At 28.1% G+C, this 18,476-nt stretch carries 10 protein-coding genes; all 10 read right to left on the minus strand.

Going from position 1 to position 18,476, the window contains the following annotated elements; translation table 11 throughout:
• Positions 1 to 19: 19 nt before the first annotated feature.
• The 10 genes from GBG18_RS06185 to GBG18_RS06230 all read right to left on the minus strand — a co-directional run bounded on the left by GBG18_RS06185 (position 20) and on the right by GBG18_RS06230 (position 18,448).
• Entirely contained in the window at positions 20 to 379 is a 360-nt protein-coding gene (locus GBG18_RS06185; RefSeq protein ID WP_152189394.1) for a response regulator transcription factor, read from the minus strand.
• Positions 379 to 4,950, minus strand: a complete 4,572-nt coding sequence (locus GBG18_RS06190; RefSeq protein WP_152189396.1) for a transporter substrate-binding domain-containing protein — start codon at positions 4,948 to 4,950, stop codon at positions 379 to 381. The genes GBG18_RS06185 and GBG18_RS06190 overlap by 1 nt, the downstream gene beginning before the upstream one ends.
• A gap of 87 nt (positions 4,951 to 5,037) precedes the next feature.
• Positions 5,038 to 5,901 carry a hypothetical protein gene (locus GBG18_RS06195; protein ID WP_152189398.1) on the minus strand — a complete coding sequence of 288 codons (864 nt, stop codon included), beginning with the start codon at positions 5,899 to 5,901 and terminating at the stop codon, positions 5,038 to 5,040.
• A gap of 85 nt (positions 5,902 to 5,986) precedes the next feature.
• Positions 5,987 to 6,295, minus strand: coding sequence for a nitrite reductase small subunit NirD (gene nirD, locus GBG18_RS06200; protein ID WP_152189400.1), 309 nt, complete (start codon positions 6,293 to 6,295; stop codon positions 5,987 to 5,989).
• On the minus strand, positions 6,295 to 8,763 hold the full coding sequence (nirB, locus tag GBG18_RS06205) for a nitrite reductase large subunit NirB (RefSeq protein WP_152189402.1): 2,469 nt from the start codon (positions 8,761 to 8,763) through the stop codon (positions 6,295 to 6,297). Before nirB ends, nirD begins: the two co-directional genes overlap by 1 nt.
• Before the next feature lie 249 nt (positions 8,764 to 9,012).
• Positions 9,013 to 11,319: a molybdopterin oxidoreductase family protein gene (locus GBG18_RS06210; protein WP_152189404.1), complete on the minus strand. Its 2,307-nt coding sequence runs from the start codon at positions 11,317 to 11,319 to the stop codon at positions 9,013 to 9,015.
• A 97-nt stretch (positions 11,320 to 11,416) separates the two neighbouring features.
• Positions 11,417 to 13,012, minus strand: a complete 1,596-nt coding sequence (locus GBG18_RS06215) for a DmsC/YnfH family molybdoenzyme membrane anchor subunit (RefSeq protein WP_152189406.1) — start codon at positions 13,010 to 13,012, stop codon at positions 11,417 to 11,419.
• Between the two features lie 2 nt (positions 13,013 to 13,014).
• Positions 13,015 to 14,610, minus strand: coding sequence for a ferredoxin-like domain-containing protein (locus GBG18_RS06220; RefSeq protein ID WP_152189408.1), 1,596 nt, complete (start codon positions 14,608 to 14,610; stop codon positions 13,015 to 13,017).
• A 124-nt stretch (positions 14,611 to 14,734) separates the two neighbouring features.
• A complete protein-coding gene (locus GBG18_RS06225; protein WP_152189410.1) occupies positions 14,735 to 16,726 on the minus strand; it encodes a molybdopterin oxidoreductase family protein in 1,992 nt (663 codons plus the stop codon).
• Positions 16,727 to 16,822: 96 nt separating this feature from the next.
• The gene (locus GBG18_RS06230; protein ID WP_152189412.1) at positions 16,823 to 18,448 is read right to left on the minus strand and encodes a protein kinase domain-containing protein; all 1,626 of its coding nucleotides are present in this window, start codon (positions 18,446 to 18,448) and stop codon (positions 16,823 to 16,825) included.
• Positions 18,449 to 18,476: the final 28 nt, after the last annotated feature.

The following is an 18,476-nucleotide window of genomic DNA, read 5'->3' on the forward strand; positions in this document are numbered from 1 at the left end:
ACTTATATTTATAAGTGTTTTATACTTCCATTGACTTTATAAATTCTATTAATGTATGTATATTAATAGGTTTTTTTATATTTGCATGAACATTTAGATTTGATAGACTTTTCTGAAGTTCTATTTCACAAGAGCCAGTTGTACAAACAATTACAATATCTTTATCTTCTTCTCTTATTTTTTGTATCATTTCTATACCATTCATTATTGGCATTTGTATATCTGTAATAATAAGGTCTAGTTTTTTCTTTTTAAAAATCTCTTGACCTATTTTTCCATTAGGCGCAAAATAAAGGTTTTCGCAATAATCATTTAATATCTCACCAATCATTTGTGCAGTTATCTCTTCATCTTCAACGTATAAAATTGACTCAAGCATTACTCATCCTTTTTTAATTCACTTAAAATATTTTCTAAAAGTCTTATTGTTTCATTATTTAAAGAGTTTTTCCTAGAATCTTTTAAATCTTGAATAACTTCTATATTGATAATCCCTTCTAAAGAATCATATAAAGTTAAAAACCTTTGTTCTTTTATAAATTTAAAATTATCTAAATCATCAATTAAAGAAGTAATATGCTCTTTTAAAACTTCTTCTTTTACTATATCTTTTTTAATTAAAGGTACTACTTTCTCTTCAATCTCTTTTATAAATTCATTTAATCTATCAATTAAAAGGTTTAACGGAACACTTAAAAACTCAATTTTACTCTCTTCTATATCTACACATAAAGAATAAAGTTCTTCAACTTTTAGATTACCGCAACTTCCTTTTAACTTATGAATCATTGCTTTGAACTCTTTTGAATTAAAGGCTAATCCTTTTATCTTTGTATCAAAATTCTTATTACTTTTTACGAAAGATTGAAGAAGTAAAAAGGCTTCATTCTCTTCAAGGCTTAAATCTTTTAATAAACTATTTAAAGCTATAAACTTCAAATTAAGAGAATTTATAGTGCTTTTTTTCTCTTTCTTCTCTTTTTTTGTCAATTCAAAATATTTTGCAATCTCATTTAAAAGTTCAATATTATCAATAGGTTTTCTTATATGGTTATCCATTCCTGCATTTAAAGAGTTTTCTTTATCCTCTGGTAATACAGCAGCACTTACAGCAATTATTGGAATATCTATATCAAATTGTCTAATATATCTAGTTGCTTCATGACCATCTAATTTAGGCATTTGTATATCCATAAAAATAATATCATATTTACGAGTTTTTGCTAATTCTAAAGCTTCTTCTCCATCATTTGCTATATCAACATTAAACCCATATTTAGTAAGTAATCCATTAATTACAATTTGATTTACCTTACTATCTTCAGCAACTAAAGCATTTTTCTTCTCTTTTAGTACATTTAGTTCTTGATTTATTATAATTTCTTCTTCTTTTTTATTTTTATCTATTCTAAAATCAATAGTAAAATAAAATGTAGTACCTTGCCCTTGAACAGAATCAAACCAAATTTTACCACCCATAAGTTCAACTAAGTTTTTAGAGATACTTAATCCTAAACCCGTACCTTGGTATTTTTTAGTATTAGATAATTCACCTTGAGTAAAAGATTCAAAAATTATATTTGTTATCTCTTCACTCATTCCAATACCTGTATCTTCAATCATAAATTTTAGTTTAAGTAAATTTCTTCTTCTACTAAGTTCTCTAATTGATAGTTTTATATATCCCTTTTCTGTAAACTTTAAAGAGTTTCCAATAATGTTATTTAGTATTTGAGTAACTCGTAATTCATCTCCTATAATATTAGTAGGGATACCATTTTGTATAAAGAGTTTAAACTCTACATTTCTATGGTTTAAATTTACTTTGAACATATCTTTTATTGAATCAATCATTTTTTCTAGATTAAAAGGTCTATTAATAATATCAAATTTTCCTTCTTCAATTTTTGTAAAATCTAAAATATCATTAATTATATTTTTTAAACTTATAGAAGACTTCTTGATAATAGATAGATATCTTTCTTGTGATGCTGAGCAATCATCTTCTAGCATGATGTCTGTAATTCCCATAATACCAGATAGTGGAGTTCTAATCTCATGACTCATGTTTGCTAAGAAATCAGATTTTGATTTACTTGCTTTTATTAATTGTTCATGCATATTAATAAGTTCTCTTTGAGAAGATATCGCTTCTTCTTCTGCAACACTTGCTTCCTCATAAGCTGATTGTGCTTTTTCTTTTTCATAATTTGCTTTAAATAAACTATTTTTTATTTCCACTTGAGCATGTTCTAGTGCTTTATTTTTAGTACTTAATTCTTCAATTAGTTTTTTCTTTTCACTAATATCAATATTAATACCTATCATATTTATTGCATTTCCATTTTTGTCATAAGTGGCTTTTCCATATGCATCAATATATTTAATTCCACTTTTTGTATTTATCTTAAATTCTGTATCAAATATTGTATGATTTTCAAGTGCTTGAAATATCTCTTTTTCTGCTCTCTTTTTACAATCGGAACTTAAAGAATTTTTCCACAAATCATATCTATTAGTAGATGTATTAGGCTCAATTTCATATATTTCATACATCAAATCATTCCAAATTAAAATTTCATTTTTAATATCCCATTCCCAAACACCTAAACTAGCACTGTTTGTAGCTACATTTAATTTTTTATTTAATTGTTCAATTCTCTCTTTTTGTTTTTTATTAAAGAAATATTTCATATAAATAAGAGTAATTATAATTAAAGATATAAAAAAGATGAACCAAAGATATTTATAATCAACATTTACTTTATACTCTTTTATTTCATATTTATTATATATATCATCTATTTCTTTTTCTGTAAAAGTATCTAAAACTTTATTTATAATTGTTTCCATTTGTGGAAGGTTTTCATTTATTCCTATTGCAGATTCAAAAACAGTATTTGGAAGTAAAGCTGTAACTTTGAATTTATCAAAACCATATCTTGTTATATAATTATTTGAATTTGGCTCTATACTAGAGATATAAAAATTGTTATTTTTACTTACTTTTTCCATTGCTTTATCTAAATCGTTTTCAACTACAACGTTTAAATATGGATATGTTTTTCTTATTAACTCTTTATAAATTCCAAATCGTACTAAGATTGTTGCATCTTTTAATGCTATTGGATTTCCAACAAACTCTTGATTTAAATTACCAACAATTGAAAAAGGGTATGCCGAAAAGGTTTGAGAAGGTTTTATATTTTTAAATCTTTTTTGATTTTGTATAACAATTGATACAAAATCACATTTTTCTTCTTTAACTTTTTTATTTAAATCTTCATTTGAACTTACATCAATAGCTTTAAAATTAATCTCTAATTTATTAGAAATCTTTTTGAAAAGATCTCCTGTTACTCCTATTAGTTCCTTGTTTAAAACAGCAGATACAGGATAAGAGTTATATTGTGTACATACAGTAAAATCTTTTTTATTTTGTAAAAATAAAAACTCATCATTACTTAGATTATAGACCTTTCTTAAGTCTTCATTTCTATAAGACCATTTACTAAGAATCTTATTATGATCCTGAATACTTATAGTCTTTATTGCTTTTGAAAGTATTGATTGTAGTATTAAAGAATTTGATGCAACAGCAGGAACCCAATGTGTAAAGCCCTCTTTTAGATAGTGAGAAACTTTTAATCCTAAAATAGAATATTTATTTAGTAAATAACTATGCATTTCAAAAGAAATTGCAACATCCGCTTTATTATTTAAAACAGCTTGAAAAGCTTCTATTGGACTATTTACTTTTAGCGTATCTATACCTTTAAAATCTTTTAAATACTCGTCAACTACAATTATTTCTTTATAGTAAGCAACTTTTAAACCCTTTAAATCTTCCATAGAGTTTATTTGTCTTTTATCATTTTTCTTTGAAAAAATTGTAAAAGGATAGGTGAAAAATTTATCAATTTTTAAAAGGTTTTTTTGCTTTACAGCTTTGTCATTCATCATTCCAACAATATCAATTTCATTATTGGAAACTCTTTTATGAATATTAAACCAATTATCTTCTATATATTTAAATTTTACTCCAATTTTGTCTTCCAATAGTTTGTAAATTTCAGGAATAACTCCTTCAAATTTTCCATTAGGTGTTTTAATAAATAGTGGCTCAAATTTACTTGAATGGCCTACTGTAAGAGTAGGGTGCTCTTGAATCCATTGTTTTTCTTCTTCTGTAAAATTAATTTCTTCTTTAGGTTCTTCAACTACTTTATCTAGCATCCATTTATTATAAAGATATTGATATTTTTTAGTAGTTTTAAATTTAATTAAAGAGTCATTTAACCTTTTTTGTATATTTATCTTATCTTTTTGAATTCTAATTGCAAAATCAACTTGATGTATCTTCTCTCCAAAAGAGCTAATCTTATTCTCAAAAGCAAGTTGTTTTATAAGTTTTTCAAGTGGGTAGTCATTAAAAACAAAAACATCACCTTGTCCTGTAAATAAAGATAATAAACCTTCTTCTTTACTATCTACAAATCTTACTTTGTCTTTTTTTGGGTTTTTGAAAAGTGATACTGTAATATTATTTGTTTTTAAAATTAATCTGTGATTTTTAATTTCATCAAGGGAATTAATATCAAAATCAGTTCTTTTATAAGCTTTTATATGTAAAGAAGAAATAGGGTCTGTAAATATAGATACTTTTTTTCTTTTTTCACTTATTCCACTAGCAACAATTAAATCGCCTTCATTTGATAAATATGCTTCTTCAACATTTACATAATTTGGTTTTATTATATAATCAATTTCGTAGTTCGCATCTTTTGCAATTTCATTTAAAACTTCAACAGCAAACCCTGCTGGTTTACCATTTTTATCAATTGTAAAATATGGTAAGAAACTTGAGGGCATTAATGCTTTGATTTTATCAGCAGAAAGTAAATTACTTGTAAAAAGAAAAAAGAGTAATGCTAAAACCATATTTTTCATAAGCTCACCTTTAAGTTATCTTTTAATTATATACTTAAAAAGTAAAGAACTTATAAAAAATCTAGATTTTATTATTTTTTCCTATAATTATTTGTTTTTCTTCCCTGAAAAGTGAGTAAATGCTGTAAGTGATATTAAAATCAAAGAAATACCAGCAATTAAATAAAAGGCATTTATCATCTTGTCATAATCATTTAATGCAATTTTAAATACCACAATAAGTGCTTCAATTGATAAAGCAATAATAATTGTACTTAAAAATTTAGTCAATATCTTCGTTTCAACTTTTGAATTCTTTGAATAAGATTTGAAAAATACTTCTTGCTCTAGTATGGTTTTTGCTAAATCAAAAATGGCAATACTAAGAGTTAATGCAATTATTGGTTTAAATATCATTTCTAGAGATAAATCATTTTTTATAAATAAATAGTAGATAAAATCATATAATGAAAATACAATAGTAATTATTGCAAGTGCCATCATAGAAAAACCTGCAAAAATATAAAAACCTTTTGTTACTGCATGAAAAGGTTTATTTAATTCAAGTAAATTTAGCTTTTCAAGTAGGATATCAATCCTAAAATCTAAAAAGATAATTTCATCATCTTCTTTAATTGTAAGTGTCACACAGTTATTTCTTGTAGCAATAGAAATATATGGTGTTGAAAAAGCAATATTTTCACCCTTAAACTCTAGTTTTGAAATTAGATATGATCTATTTTTATCTTTTGCTTCAAATGCAACTTTACTTCTATAATAGTTTGGTGATGTTTGGATTTTAGTATCTTTATTTGTAAAATAAATAAGTTCTAATGAGGGAAAAAGATTAAATAGTTCTGAAAATTCATTTTTCTTATGAGTTTTTAAACTCCCAAGGTTTCTAACGCTTTCTTGTAAAAAGAACTCTATTTCTTCTTGATGTTGTTTATATGTTTCTATAAACTCTTTCATTTTATAATCCTGTATAAATTTTATATAATTATATAGTTAATACAGGATTATTCGTCTATAAAACTGTTTATAATATAAACAGGTGTTATATATTTATATAAAAAATACCAGCTTCTATTTTACTTTCATAAACATTTGTACATCCGCTATCATTTCCTAGAACTTCTCCAGATGCAAGGTCTATATCCCAGTTATGCATAGGACAAGTTACAACTGATTCATGTACAAGCCCTTCACTTAGTTTTCCTTGTTTATGAGGGCATTCATTGTTAATAGCAAAAATTGAATCATCTCTTGTTTTAAAAATTGCAATTTCAATATCGCCATATTGAACTACTCTTGAACCCATTGATGGGATATTTTCACACTCTGTTATTTTTATCCATTTTGCCATTATATTGTTTCCTTTGCTTCAAAACTTTCTGAGTTTTCAGGTGCTATTACTATTGGACTAAATTCATCTGTAAAGCCATCTTTTCTTGATTTTTCCCATGGATCAACTTGAGCTGTTCTTTGAGATTCATCAAATCTTTTTGCATAATAATCTAGGTTTGTTTTATCTTTTAATAATGCATCTTTAACATACTCTAAACCAACTCTCTCAACCCAATGAGCAGTTCTTTCTAAGTAATATGCATCTTCTCTATAAAATTGCATAATAGCTTTGATATAGTGGAATAACTCTTCGTCTGTTGCTACTTTTGTAAAGAAATCAGTAACTCTAACTTTAATACCACCATTTCCTGCAATATGAATTTCCCATCCAGAATCAACAGCAATTACACCAATATCTTTAATAGTAGCTTCAGCACAGTTTCTTGGACATCCTGATACTGCAATTTTAAACTTATGTGGAGTCCATGAACCCCAAGTCATTTTTTCAATATCAACACCCATTTGCATAGAATCTTGAGTACCAAATCTACACCATTGGTTACCAACACAAGTTTTAACTGTTCTTAAACCTTTTGCATAAGCTTGACCAGATACAAAACCAGCATCATTTAAATCTTTCCACATAGGTTCTAATTGCTCTTTACGAACTCCAAGCATATCAAGACGCTGCCCTCCTGTGAATTTAACAGTTGGAACATCATACTTAACAGCAATGTCTGCCATATCTTTCAACTCTTGTGGTGAAGTTAATCCACCCCAAATTCTAGGAACCACTGAATATGTTCCATCTTTTTGAATATTTGCAAAAACTCTGTCATTTACTAATAATGATCTTTTATCATTTTTATATTTATCATCATTATATTTAACTAATAAGTAGTAGTTTACAGCTGGTCTACATTTAGTACAACCATCTTCAGTCTTCCAATCAAGTTTTCTAAATACATCATAAACATTATCAAACTCATTTGTATTTACACACTCTTTGATTTGTTTATGTCCAACATCACAACAGTCACAAATACCCTCTACGGTATCATTATACTCATCACCTAAAGTATCAACTAGAATTTGTTCAACAATACCTAAACATGAACCACATGAAGCACCAGCTTTTGTACATGCTTTTACTTCACCTAATGTTTTTAAGTCATTATCTCTAATTCCACAAACAACATCACCTTTAGTAACTCCATTACAACCACAGATTTCTTCATCGTCACTCATAGCTTTTATATCATTACCACAATGACCTGCATCACCTGAAAGTGCTGATTTACCAAATAGTATTTTAGTTCTTAAATCACTAATATCAGTATGCTCTTTTAGAAGTTTTAAATACCACGAAGCATCTACTGTATCCCCATATAAAACAATACCAATAATTTTGTCTTCATAAATTACAAGTTTTTTATAAACTCCAACTTTTTCATCTAAAAGAATTAACTCTTCAGTTGTTTCATCACCTAAATAATCACCTGCTGAAAATAAATCAACACCTGAAATTTTTAATCTTGTAGAAAGTGTAGAACCACTATATCCATCGCTTTCTTTTCCTGCTAATTTTTTAGCACAAAATTTAGCTTGCTCATAAAGTGGTGCAACTAAACCATAAGTATTACCATTATGCTCTGCACATTCACCAATAGCAAAAATATTTTCATCAGATGTTTGAAGGTGGTCATTTACTAAAATACCTTTTTTAGTATCAAGTCCAGATTCAATTGCAAGTGCTTTATTTGGAATAATACCTGTAGCAAATACTACGATATTTGACTCAACTGTTTGTCCATCAGTAAAAGTTACACTTTCAACTTTTGTTTGTCCTTCAATTTTCTCAATTGTAGTATTTAGTTTAAATTCAATTCCGTAAGATTCAAGATTTTTTTGTAGAAGTCTACCACCAGTAGAATCAAGTTGTTGACTCATAATAGAGCCACTTCTATGAACTAAAATAGTTTTAATTCCATGCATTGCAATACCATAGGCAGCTTCAAGACCTAAAAGTCCACCACCTACAACAACTGCTGTTTTATCTTTAGATATTAAATCTAAGATTGTATCACTATCAAGTTTTGTTCTAAACCCAATAACATTTTCTAGTTCACTTCCAGGTGTAGGAGGTATAAAAGAGTTTGAACCAGTAGCTATTAGTAATTTATCGTAAGAAAGTTCTTTACCATTTTGAGAAATTACTTTTTTATTTTCTTTATCAATCTTAACTACTTTATCACCTTTATGTAAGGTGATATTATGTTCATCATACCAAGTTTGGTGATTGATGATAGTTTCTTCAAAAGTCTTTTCACCTGATAAAAGATAAGATAACATGATTCTATTATAATTTACGTGAGGTTCTTCTCCAAAAATTGTAATATCATACTTATCTTTTTTTATATCAAATAAATCTTCTATGGTTCTTAAACCACTCATTCCATTACCAATAACTATTAGTTTCTCTTTCATAAATCTTCCTTCTAACTCTTATATAAATAGTATGACAGAAATGAAGGATTTATGATGAAAAATATTGTATAAAAAGTATTCATTAGCTTAACTTTTAATTAATTTATATATTTATGTAGGAATAAATAGTAGGATAAGTCTTTTAAAGCTTTATTTTACATTAAATTAATTAGTTTAATTATATTTAATTTCATATGCGATAATTAAAATATAAATAAAAGAAGATTAAAAGTTTAAACTTTTAATCTTCTATTTTACACTTTTAAAAGCTTCTTGAACCAAAGGTGTCTCATGTTTTATATGAACATGTTCTATTTCTCCAGCAATCTCTTCTTCAGCAAATTTAATACCATCTGGAACTTTAATACTATGAAGTTGAACTGCACATTGTTTATAATTTGGTTCAAAAGATTTTGGGTCAAACTCTGCTTTTGTAATAGTATTGATTAGTTGTTCATTATAATGAAAAGGCACAAAGATATTACCTTCTCTTACATTTTGTGATTCTCTAACAATAATATCTTTAATTTTTCCTCTAATTGAAGAAATATCTAGTCTATCACCACTTTTTACTTCAAGTTTTAAAGCATCTTGAGGATTAATTTCAATCCATGCTTCAGGTGCTAAATCATTTAGTATTGAAATAGTTTTTGTTTTAGTTCTTGTATGCCATTGCTCTACTGTTCTACCTGTATTTAGAATAAGAGGAAAAGATGAATTTTGTGGTTCACTCATAGGAAGCCAATCCAGAGCTAATAGTTTTGCTTTTCCATCAGGTGTAGGGCATGGCATATCCTCACTATATAATCGTGGAGTTCCTTTTGGATTAGCTGTATTACAAGGCCATTGGATTCCTCCAAGTTCTTCTATTAACTCATAAGTCATACCTGTGTAGTCACAAAGTCTACCTTCACTTACTTTTTTCCATTCATTAAAAGCATCAATTGGTTTTTCCCAATTTGGATATAAACGCTCATTTACACCTTCAAAGTATTTAGAAAATTCTAGAACAATATCAAAATCACTTTTAGTCTGTCCTAATGGTTCAACTGCTTTTTTTGCACGGTTACAACGTCGCTCAGAATTTGTATAAGTTCCCTCTTTCTCACTCCAAGTACTAGCAGAAAAAACAACATCAGCTTTAAAAGCAGTTTCACTTTTAAAGGCATCTTGAACTACTAGAAGTTCTAATTTATTTAAAGCACGTCTTAATTTCTTTTGATCTGGAAAGGATACTAAAGGATTAGTTGCTACTAACCATAAGGCTTTTATTTCACCTGCTTCAATTGCATCAATAATCTGTGGATATGAATAACCTCTTTTTTGTGGTACATCTTCAACAGGTACATTTACAATTGTTGCATACTCTTCTCTATCATATGAAGATGCAAAATTTCTATATCCAGGAATTGAAGAAGTAAATCCAGTCTCTCTTGTACCCATTGCATTACATTGTCCTGTAATTGATAAAGCAGTTGCACCTTTTCTTCCTAGGTTTCCAGTAATAAGAGCAAGATTACATATAGCACTTACTGTATCAGTACCAAGTGAACTTTGATTAACACCCATTGTCCAAGCAGACATAGCAGCAGGAGATTTAGCATAAACACGTGCTAATTCATAAAGTTCTTTTACTTCAATTCCTGTTGTAATTGCTACTTCTGCTGGAGAATAATTAGCCATAATATGTTTTCTAAACTCTTTATATCCAGTAGTTCTTTCGTTTATAAACTTTTCATTTTCCCATCCTTGCTCTAAGATGATGTGACAAAGTCCATTCATAAGTGCTAAATCACTTCGTGGTTTTATAGGTACAAAGATATCTGCCATTTTTGCAGTTTTTGAAAATCTTGGGTCAATTACTATAATTTTAGGTTTTTTACCTGTAATCTTTTTGTTTTTTGCAATATGAAGTTTTAAAATAGGATGATTATCTGCAATATTTGCACCTATTAACATAATAGTATCAGCATAGGAAAAGTCTTCATAACATCCAACTGGTCCATCACTTCCAAAAGTTTGTTTATATCCCATAACAGCACTTGCCATACAAAGTGTTGTATTTCCATCATAGTTATTTGTTTTAAGGCCTAATTGTACAAATTTTCCAAGAGTATAAAACTCTTCTGTTAATAATTGACCCGTTGATACAACTGAAACAGCACCGTTTCCATGTTTGGCTTGTATTTCTTTAAACTTATCACTAGTAGTTTTAAAAGCTTCATCCCAAGTAGATTCAACTAATTGACCATTTTTTCTAATCATTGGTTTTGTATATCTATTTGAACTTTGAACCATTTCATGCTCGCTTAAACCTTTTGGACAAAGTGTTCCCATATTTACAGGATGTGCTGGGTCACCTTTAGTATAAGTTGGCTTTCCATCTTTAACACCAATATATAAGCCACATCCAACTCCACAATATCCACAAGTTGAACGAACCCATTTCTCAGGAGCTTTTTGTTTTGCTACTTTTCCAAATACTTTATCATCAACTAGGGAATATTTATCATTTTTGATATCTAGTCCTAAAAAATCTTTAACTTTATTTATCATTTAAATTCCTTAATTATTATCCTCGAAGGTGCACAAGTGCACATGCTTCTTGGTTCCAAAGCTAAAAAACTAAAGCAGTTTAGTTTTTTTACGCTTTTCACCTTTGATTCCCAGCGAAGAAATTTCCAGCAAGACCTAAAGCCACTGCTGTTTTATAAAATAATAATCTTGATACTATTTCACTTGAAAATGAAATAATAATACTTAAACCTAAAACTAAAATAGTACTTGAATAATTACCACTTGCAAGTAATAACATTGCAAGTAGTGGTAAAGCTAAAGCACCAATACTTAAAGACCTTTCTCTATAATCATTATGTTTAGAGAAGTTGTCTTCATATAAAATCTTTGTTTTATTTAACTGGTAGAAGTTTTCGTTTTCTTCTTTTAAATCTTTATAAAAGTTTTTTTGTTTATTAAACTCTTCATATTGGAAGTATCCAAGAAATAGTGCAAAAGGTAATAATACTCCTGATGTTGTATACTGTTCATTTAAAACTAATATTAAAGTAATTAGTAATATTCCTATGTATGAAACATAGAAAAATACTTTACTTGTCTCTTTTTTATCCCAAGAAGGACGTGCTTTTATTCTATAAATCATAGATTGAGCATAAATACCATATACCCCTGCTGCTAAAACACCTAGTTCTACAATAAGTTTAAGTACTTGATTAAACTCTAAATAGAACATAGCAATTAAAATTGTAAGTCCAAGTGCATAAACTCCAAGTGCTAAAGCTTCTCTACTTAACCATGATGTTTTAATATTTTTCATAGCCGTATAAGCAAGTCCTGGTCGTCCTAGATGAAGTGCTGACAATGGTAAACCTATGGCTGCTGGAATAAATACTGCAAGCATCATCCAAATATTTGGACTTGCTAAATTAAACCCAAGGAAATTTACTAATTCTCCTAAAACTAAAGTTGCAAATCCTCCTACAGATATTTGAGTTAAAATTGTCATAAATACTAAAGGCCATTCTGAATGGTTTGCTTTAATTATATGGGCATCTGCTGGAGTTACTTCTTGAGTATTTTCTTCTTCGTTTATTGTATATCTTGTTGTTGGTTTTGTAATCTCAATATTTGGTAGATGAGGTGCAACACCTTGTATTGCCATATCTTTTTCTACCCAATCTTTTACATTTACTATTTCAATAGCAATTGCACCTGCTGGACAAGCTTGTACACATGCAGGAGTTTGGCCAACATCTAACTTTTCATGACACATATGACATTTTGTAACTATTCCTCTGTCTTCATTAAATACAGGAACTTCATATGGACAGTTCCATGTACAGTATTGACATCCAATACATGAATCATCATCATGAAAAACAATACCATTATCAAATTTTATATATGAATTTGTAGGACATCCTTTTAAGCACTCTGGGTCAACACAGTGATTACAAGACATTGAATTAAAATGATTTGTAACTTTAGGGAAAATTCCACTTTGAGTTTCACCAACTCTTCGCCATTTTATATCTGCGCTATTTCCATTTTGCTCATTACAAGCAACTTCACAACAATGACATCCTACACATGCAGTTGCATCAAAGTGAAATCTATATTGTTCTCCCTCTTTAGGTTTTTCTATATCAATACTATAGTTACCACATTGCATAGAAGTATCAGTTTTATATTTTATAAAATCTTCTAAAGGAGTTGTTTCATTCGTACTCATGATTAAAGTCCAATTCTTGTTTGAATTTCTTCAATATCTAAATGTGATAAAACTCTTGTATCAAAACTTTCAAAAGTTTCATGCTCAATTTTTTCATTTTTATAGATACTTATAAGTTCACGTGTTAATTCTTGTGCTTTTGACATAGTTACAGCTTTTGTTAACTGTCTTGCTTCTAAAATAGAAGATGCTGCTTTCCCTCCAATGAATATTTTAACTCCATAACATGAATTACCTTCTTCATCCTTTGCCTTTGCACCCTCAAAACCAATATCTGCAACACCATGAATACCACATCCTTTAGGACATGCTGACCAATACATTCTTACTTTCCCATCTTTAATTGGAATTTCTTTATTTAAATATTCAGCCATATTAATTGCATCTGGTTTTCCAAGAATTACTCCAAAAGAACACTCATTTTTTCCAGCACATGCAATTTGATTATTAAAATATATATTATGGTAAGAGTCATATTTTTTATATAATTCTGATTGCTTAATATCTTCAATACCAGCTTTATCAGCAATGATATAGAAACTTTGTTCATACGTTAATCTAATAACTCCATCATACTTTTGTGCTAATAGTGCTGCTTCTTTTAAATCACTTCTACAAAATATCCCAGAAGGAATACCAAAGTGAATAGCACTTTTTCCATCTTTAAGTTCAATTGTAGACGAATCATCAAGTGTAAATTCATCTTTTACTAACATCTCACCAGCATCTTCTAAAGGAAGTTTTGAGTACTCTTTAATTGACTTTGCAAACTCTTCTAAACTTACTGCATCTAAAAGGAAAGTTAATCTATTTTTATTTCTATTATCTCTAAACCCATAAGTTTTATATAATGAAATTACAGCTGCAAATACTTCTTTTACTTGTTCTGGTTTAACAAAAAGATTTAAAGGTCTTGCTTGAACACCAACTTTCCCACCAAGGTATAAATTAAATCCAATTTGGCCATTTTTTGAAGCTAATGCAAAAGCACAGTCATTACCAAAGATATTACAAGTATTTATACTATCACCTAAAATTGCAATATTAAATTTTCTAGGAAGTGTTCCCATCCAAGCTTCTTGTTCTAAAAATACTGATTGGATTTCTTTAAGTAATGGCATAGTTTCAATTGGAGATGTTTTAGAGAATGAATCAAATGGAGAAGTTACTACACCTCTGAAGTTGTCACCTGCACATTGAATTGCAGATATTCCAACTGTTTGTAAATCTTTTAGTAAAGCAGGAAGTTCATTGAATTTTAAATACCTAAATTCAACTTGTCCCCTAGTTGTTAAATCAATATAGTCATTTCCATATTTTTTTGAACATTGGGCAAGTTTTAGAGCTTGTTCAACTGTTAGCTGACCACCTGGAATTCTAATTCTAATAACAAAAGTTTCAGCTGTACCTTTATCATATAATCCAAGACATTTTAAGAAGTGTTTTGTATGAGAGTCTGTTACTGTTTCTTCATATGAACCTTGACAAAATTCTTCGAATGATTTAATAAAATCCATAGGGTTTTGTTCTGATTTCATTTTCTCAATTTTATTGATTTTTTTATTTCTTAAATTATGTGCTTCTTCTAAAATTTCCATTCTCAATCTCCAAATATATTATATATGGTAGTTTAACAGTAATTTTATGTAAAATTAAAGTTAAACTATATAAAAAATAGACATGTTGATAATTTATATTATATAATTTATGTAAAATTAAGCTTTATGAAAGTTTCTCGATTTTTACAGCAGAATGATTGTAATCAGGTTGTAGTGATTCTTTATCTAATAAATCATTTGTTAAGTAGTTTATTTCTCTATGACTAACTGGAATAAAAATAGTATCTTCTCTAATAGAATCTGTAATTAAAGCTTTAGATTCAATCTCTCCTCTTCTTGAAGAAATTTTAATAAAATCTCCATCTTTAATATCAAAAGCTTTTGCATTTTTAGGATGAATTTCACAAAAATTCAAATCTTTGAATTTTAAAAGAGTTCTTGGCAGATTTGTTTTTGTTCCACTATGCCATTGATCTCTTGTTCTTCCTGTTAGAAGTATAAGTGGATAAATAAGATTTGCTTTTTCACTTAAAAGTTTATTTTGTACAAAGTGAAGATTTGCTTTTTTATTTTCAGTGAAAAACTCTTTGTTTTTTCTAATCTTTTCTCCCCAGATAAAAGGCTCTTCTTTTAACTTTGAATATGAAGTTTCACTCATATTTAAATGTGGATTTAACTTTGTCATTTCTTGAAACTCTTCAAAAATTTCTTGTGATGATGAATAATTAAATTCATTTTTAAATCCTAACTCTTGAGCAAGTAGTTGAAAAATTTCCCAATCAGCTTTACAATCAATTGAAGACCTAGTTAATTTTTCTTGTTTGGTTACTGTTCTGTCTAGATTTGTTTGTGTTCCTTCTTTTTCTCCCCACGGAGCAGCAGGAAGTTTTATATGAGCAAAGTCTGAAGTTTCAGAGTTTTCATAGGCATTCATTTCAACTACCATTGGTATTTTTTTAATTAATTCTTCTACTTTATTTCTATTTGGTAAGTGATAAACTGGATCTGTATGACAAATGATTAGTACATCTAAATTTGCATCTAACATTTGTGTAGCTGTTAAGCCTACATTTTTATCAATTTTTTTTGTATTCCAAAACTGTGAAACTTTTTTAATTGATTCACTATCAAAACCTAAGTGAACCGCTAGCATAGTTGAAAGACCTCCAACTTCTCTACCACCCATTGCATTTGGCTGACCTGTTAAAGAAAAGGGTCCATTTCCTGCTTTAAATATTTTTCCACTTAAAAGATGAGTATTAATTAAAGCAAGATTTTTATCAACTCCTTGAGATGATTGATTTAATCCCATTGTCCAAGCTGATATAATATTTTCGCTACTTTTATATAAAAGCCAAAACTCTTCAAATTGTTCTTTTGTTAATCCTGTTCTTTTTAGCATTTTTGTAACAGGGATTCTTTTAAATTTATTTTTTAATAATTCATAATTATTTACATGAGTTTTTATAAACTCTTCATCAACAAGTCCTTCATCAATAATTCTTTTTGAAACTAAATTAAAAAAATCTATATCGCTATTTGGTTTTAAAGGAAGATGTAAATCTGCAATCTTTGCTGTATCTGTAAATCTTGGATCAATTACAATAATTTTTAATCCTGCTTTTTTTGCTTTTTTTATACGATTATGAAAAACAACATGAGCTTCCGCTGTATTTGCTCCTGCAAGGATTAGTAAATCTGCAATATGTACATCTTCCATGCGTACTGGAACATAGTCAATACCAAAAGCTTTTTTATGTGCACTTACAGCACTTGACATACAAGTTCTACTGTTAGTATCAACATTGTTTGTTCCTATAAAACCTTTTCCTAGTTTATTAGCAATATAATAATCTTCTGTTAAAAGTTGACCTGACAAATAAAAACCTATTTTTTCTTTTGAAGTTTTTTTGATTTTATTTGCAATTGTAGATATTGCATCTTCCCATGAAGTTACTTTATATTCTGTATTTATATCTTCTCTTATGTGCGGTCTTAATAATCTTGTAGGTGTTTGAATACTAATTAATTCTGAAATTCCTTTTGAACAAAGTTTTCCTTCATTTGTTGGATAAACTACATCTCCAATAAGTTTATTTTCTTCAAATTCTAAACCACATCCTACACCACAATAACCACATACTGACTTTATCATTTTTTTACCCTAAATCTTATAATGTTTAATATTTAACCATTATTGTACAGTAAATTAATGTAAAGTTAAGAATTTATAGTATAAAAAATATACTTTTTAAACAGAACGCATTATTAAAATGAAGTTAAGTATTAAAAGAAAATAAAAACCAAACTTATAGACTTTTAAAGGATTTCTTTCTAAAAGAGGTGTGTTTTTATTAAAAAATACTGGTACTTTATTTGGATTATCAAGTTCAAATTTCATTAATGAGTAATTAGAATATCGAAGTTCATCATCAGCACAAGTTGACCTTAATATAATATTCTCTAACCAATCTGGGATATTTTTATTATATTTTTGAGGCAATTTTATATTTTTAAAATTTGGGTTTTGGAAAGGCTCAATTTCTCCATAAGGAAACTCTTTTGTTAATGCTTCATATAAAGTAACACCTATTGAGTATATTTCTGTTTTTTCATTAATTGCAGATTCTTTAAATCTTTCAGGCGCTAGATATGAAGCTGTACCTGCTTTATTTGTAATAGAGAATACTTCAGTAATAGAACCAAAGTCAATAACTTTAAAGATTCTTTTTTCATCTCTATTTATAACAATGATATTCTCAGGTTTTATATCCCCATGAACAAGATTAAATTTTAGTAAATACTGACTCATTGCTAGAAGAGTTTTTGTAAGTGTGATAGCATCATCAACGCTTAGAGTTCTTTTTTTAAGATATTGCTTTAGTGTAATTCCATCAAGTTTCTTCATAATATAATATCTTGAAGTTCTATTTTTAGGTACTACTGATTTTGGGAAAAACCCAGCTTTTAGTCTTTTTGCATTCCAGACTTCTTTTGTATATAAATCTAATATATCTTCATTTTCTAATGCTTCATAAGGTGCAAATTTTATAACATACTCTTTTGAGTTTTTCTCACAAACCCAAGTTCTGTCATTTTGGATTAACGATAGTGTTAGTTTATAACCATCTATTTCATCACCTTTTTTTAATTTTTCAGGAATATTTAGTTTTAAATCTTTCATTTTTTGAATTTCGTCAGTATCATTTATTTCTAAAACTACTGCACTTGTATCATCTGGAAGATTTTCTTCCATTAATGAACTAGCTTTTTTTACTAAATTATATGCTCCATTTTCTAAGTGACTTGTAATCATATTCTCACTCATTACAGAATAAAGACCATCACTACATAACAAAACCCTGTCATCTTTTTGAATATTGTTTTCAAAATAAAATATTTCAACATCTTTATCTATACCAATAGCATCTGTTAATACATTATCCATTCCCTCTTCATTATGGTCATGTGAAAGTTGTGCTATTTCTTTATTTCTGTATAAATAAATTCTACTATCACCAACATTTGCACCATAAAGTCTATTTCCTTTTATAACTGCGACTGTAACAGTAGTTACTAATTCAGGACGTTCATAATCTTGCATAGACTGTGCATATAAAATTGAGTTAATTGATGTAATAAAAGTTTTAATAGCTTTTTCTATACTCCATGCTTTTGGAATATTTTGAAAATTTGTAAGAATATGTTGAGTAACTTTTTTAGCAGCAAGGGCTCCAGCTTCAGCAGAACCTACGCCATCACAAAGAACAGCAATTGTTAAATCATTAAATTGTTTGATTTCATAGTAGTCATCACCTACAATATCTTTTCTTTTTGCTAAAGAGAATCCTGAAGTTTTAATATTGTTTTTACTCAAATTTTTGCCTTTGTTATATATCAAATAT

This window comes from Poseidonibacter ostreae (genome assembly GCF_009208075.1).
GTDB classification, from domain to species: Bacteria; Campylobacterota; Campylobacteria; order Campylobacterales; family Arcobacteraceae; genus Poseidonibacter; species Poseidonibacter ostreae.

Coding starts and splice junctions, on each gene's coding strand:
- GBG18_RS06185 (WP_152189394.1), bottom strand. CDS start 379: ATGCTTGAGTCAATTTTATACGTTGAAGATGAAGAGATAACTGCACAA.
- GBG18_RS06190 (WP_152189396.1), bottom strand. CDS start 4,950: ATGAAAAATATGGTTTTAGCATTACTCTTTTTTCTTTTTACAAGTAAT.
- GBG18_RS06195 (WP_152189398.1), bottom strand. CDS start 5,901: ATGAAAGAGTTTATAGAAACATATAAACAACATCAAGAAGAAATAGAG.
- nirD (WP_152189400.1), bottom strand. CDS start 6,295: ATGGCAAAATGGATAAAAATAACAGAGTGTGAAAATATCCCATCAATG.
- nirB (WP_152189402.1), bottom strand. CDS start 8,763: ATGAAAGAGAAACTAATAGTTATTGGTAATGGAATGAGTGGTTTAAGA.
- GBG18_RS06210 (WP_152189404.1), bottom strand. CDS start 11,319: ATGATAAATAAAGTTAAAGATTTTTTAGGACTAGATATCAAAAATGAT.
- GBG18_RS06215 (WP_152189406.1), bottom strand. CDS start 13,012: ATGAGTACGAATGAAACAACTCCTTTAGAAGATTTTATAAAATATAAA.
- GBG18_RS06220 (WP_152189408.1), bottom strand. CDS start 14,610: ATGGAAATTTTAGAAGAAGCACATAATTTAAGAAATAAAAAAATCAAT.
- GBG18_RS06225 (WP_152189410.1), bottom strand. CDS start 16,726: ATGATAAAGTCAGTATGTGGTTATTGTGGTGTAGGATGTGGTTTAGAA.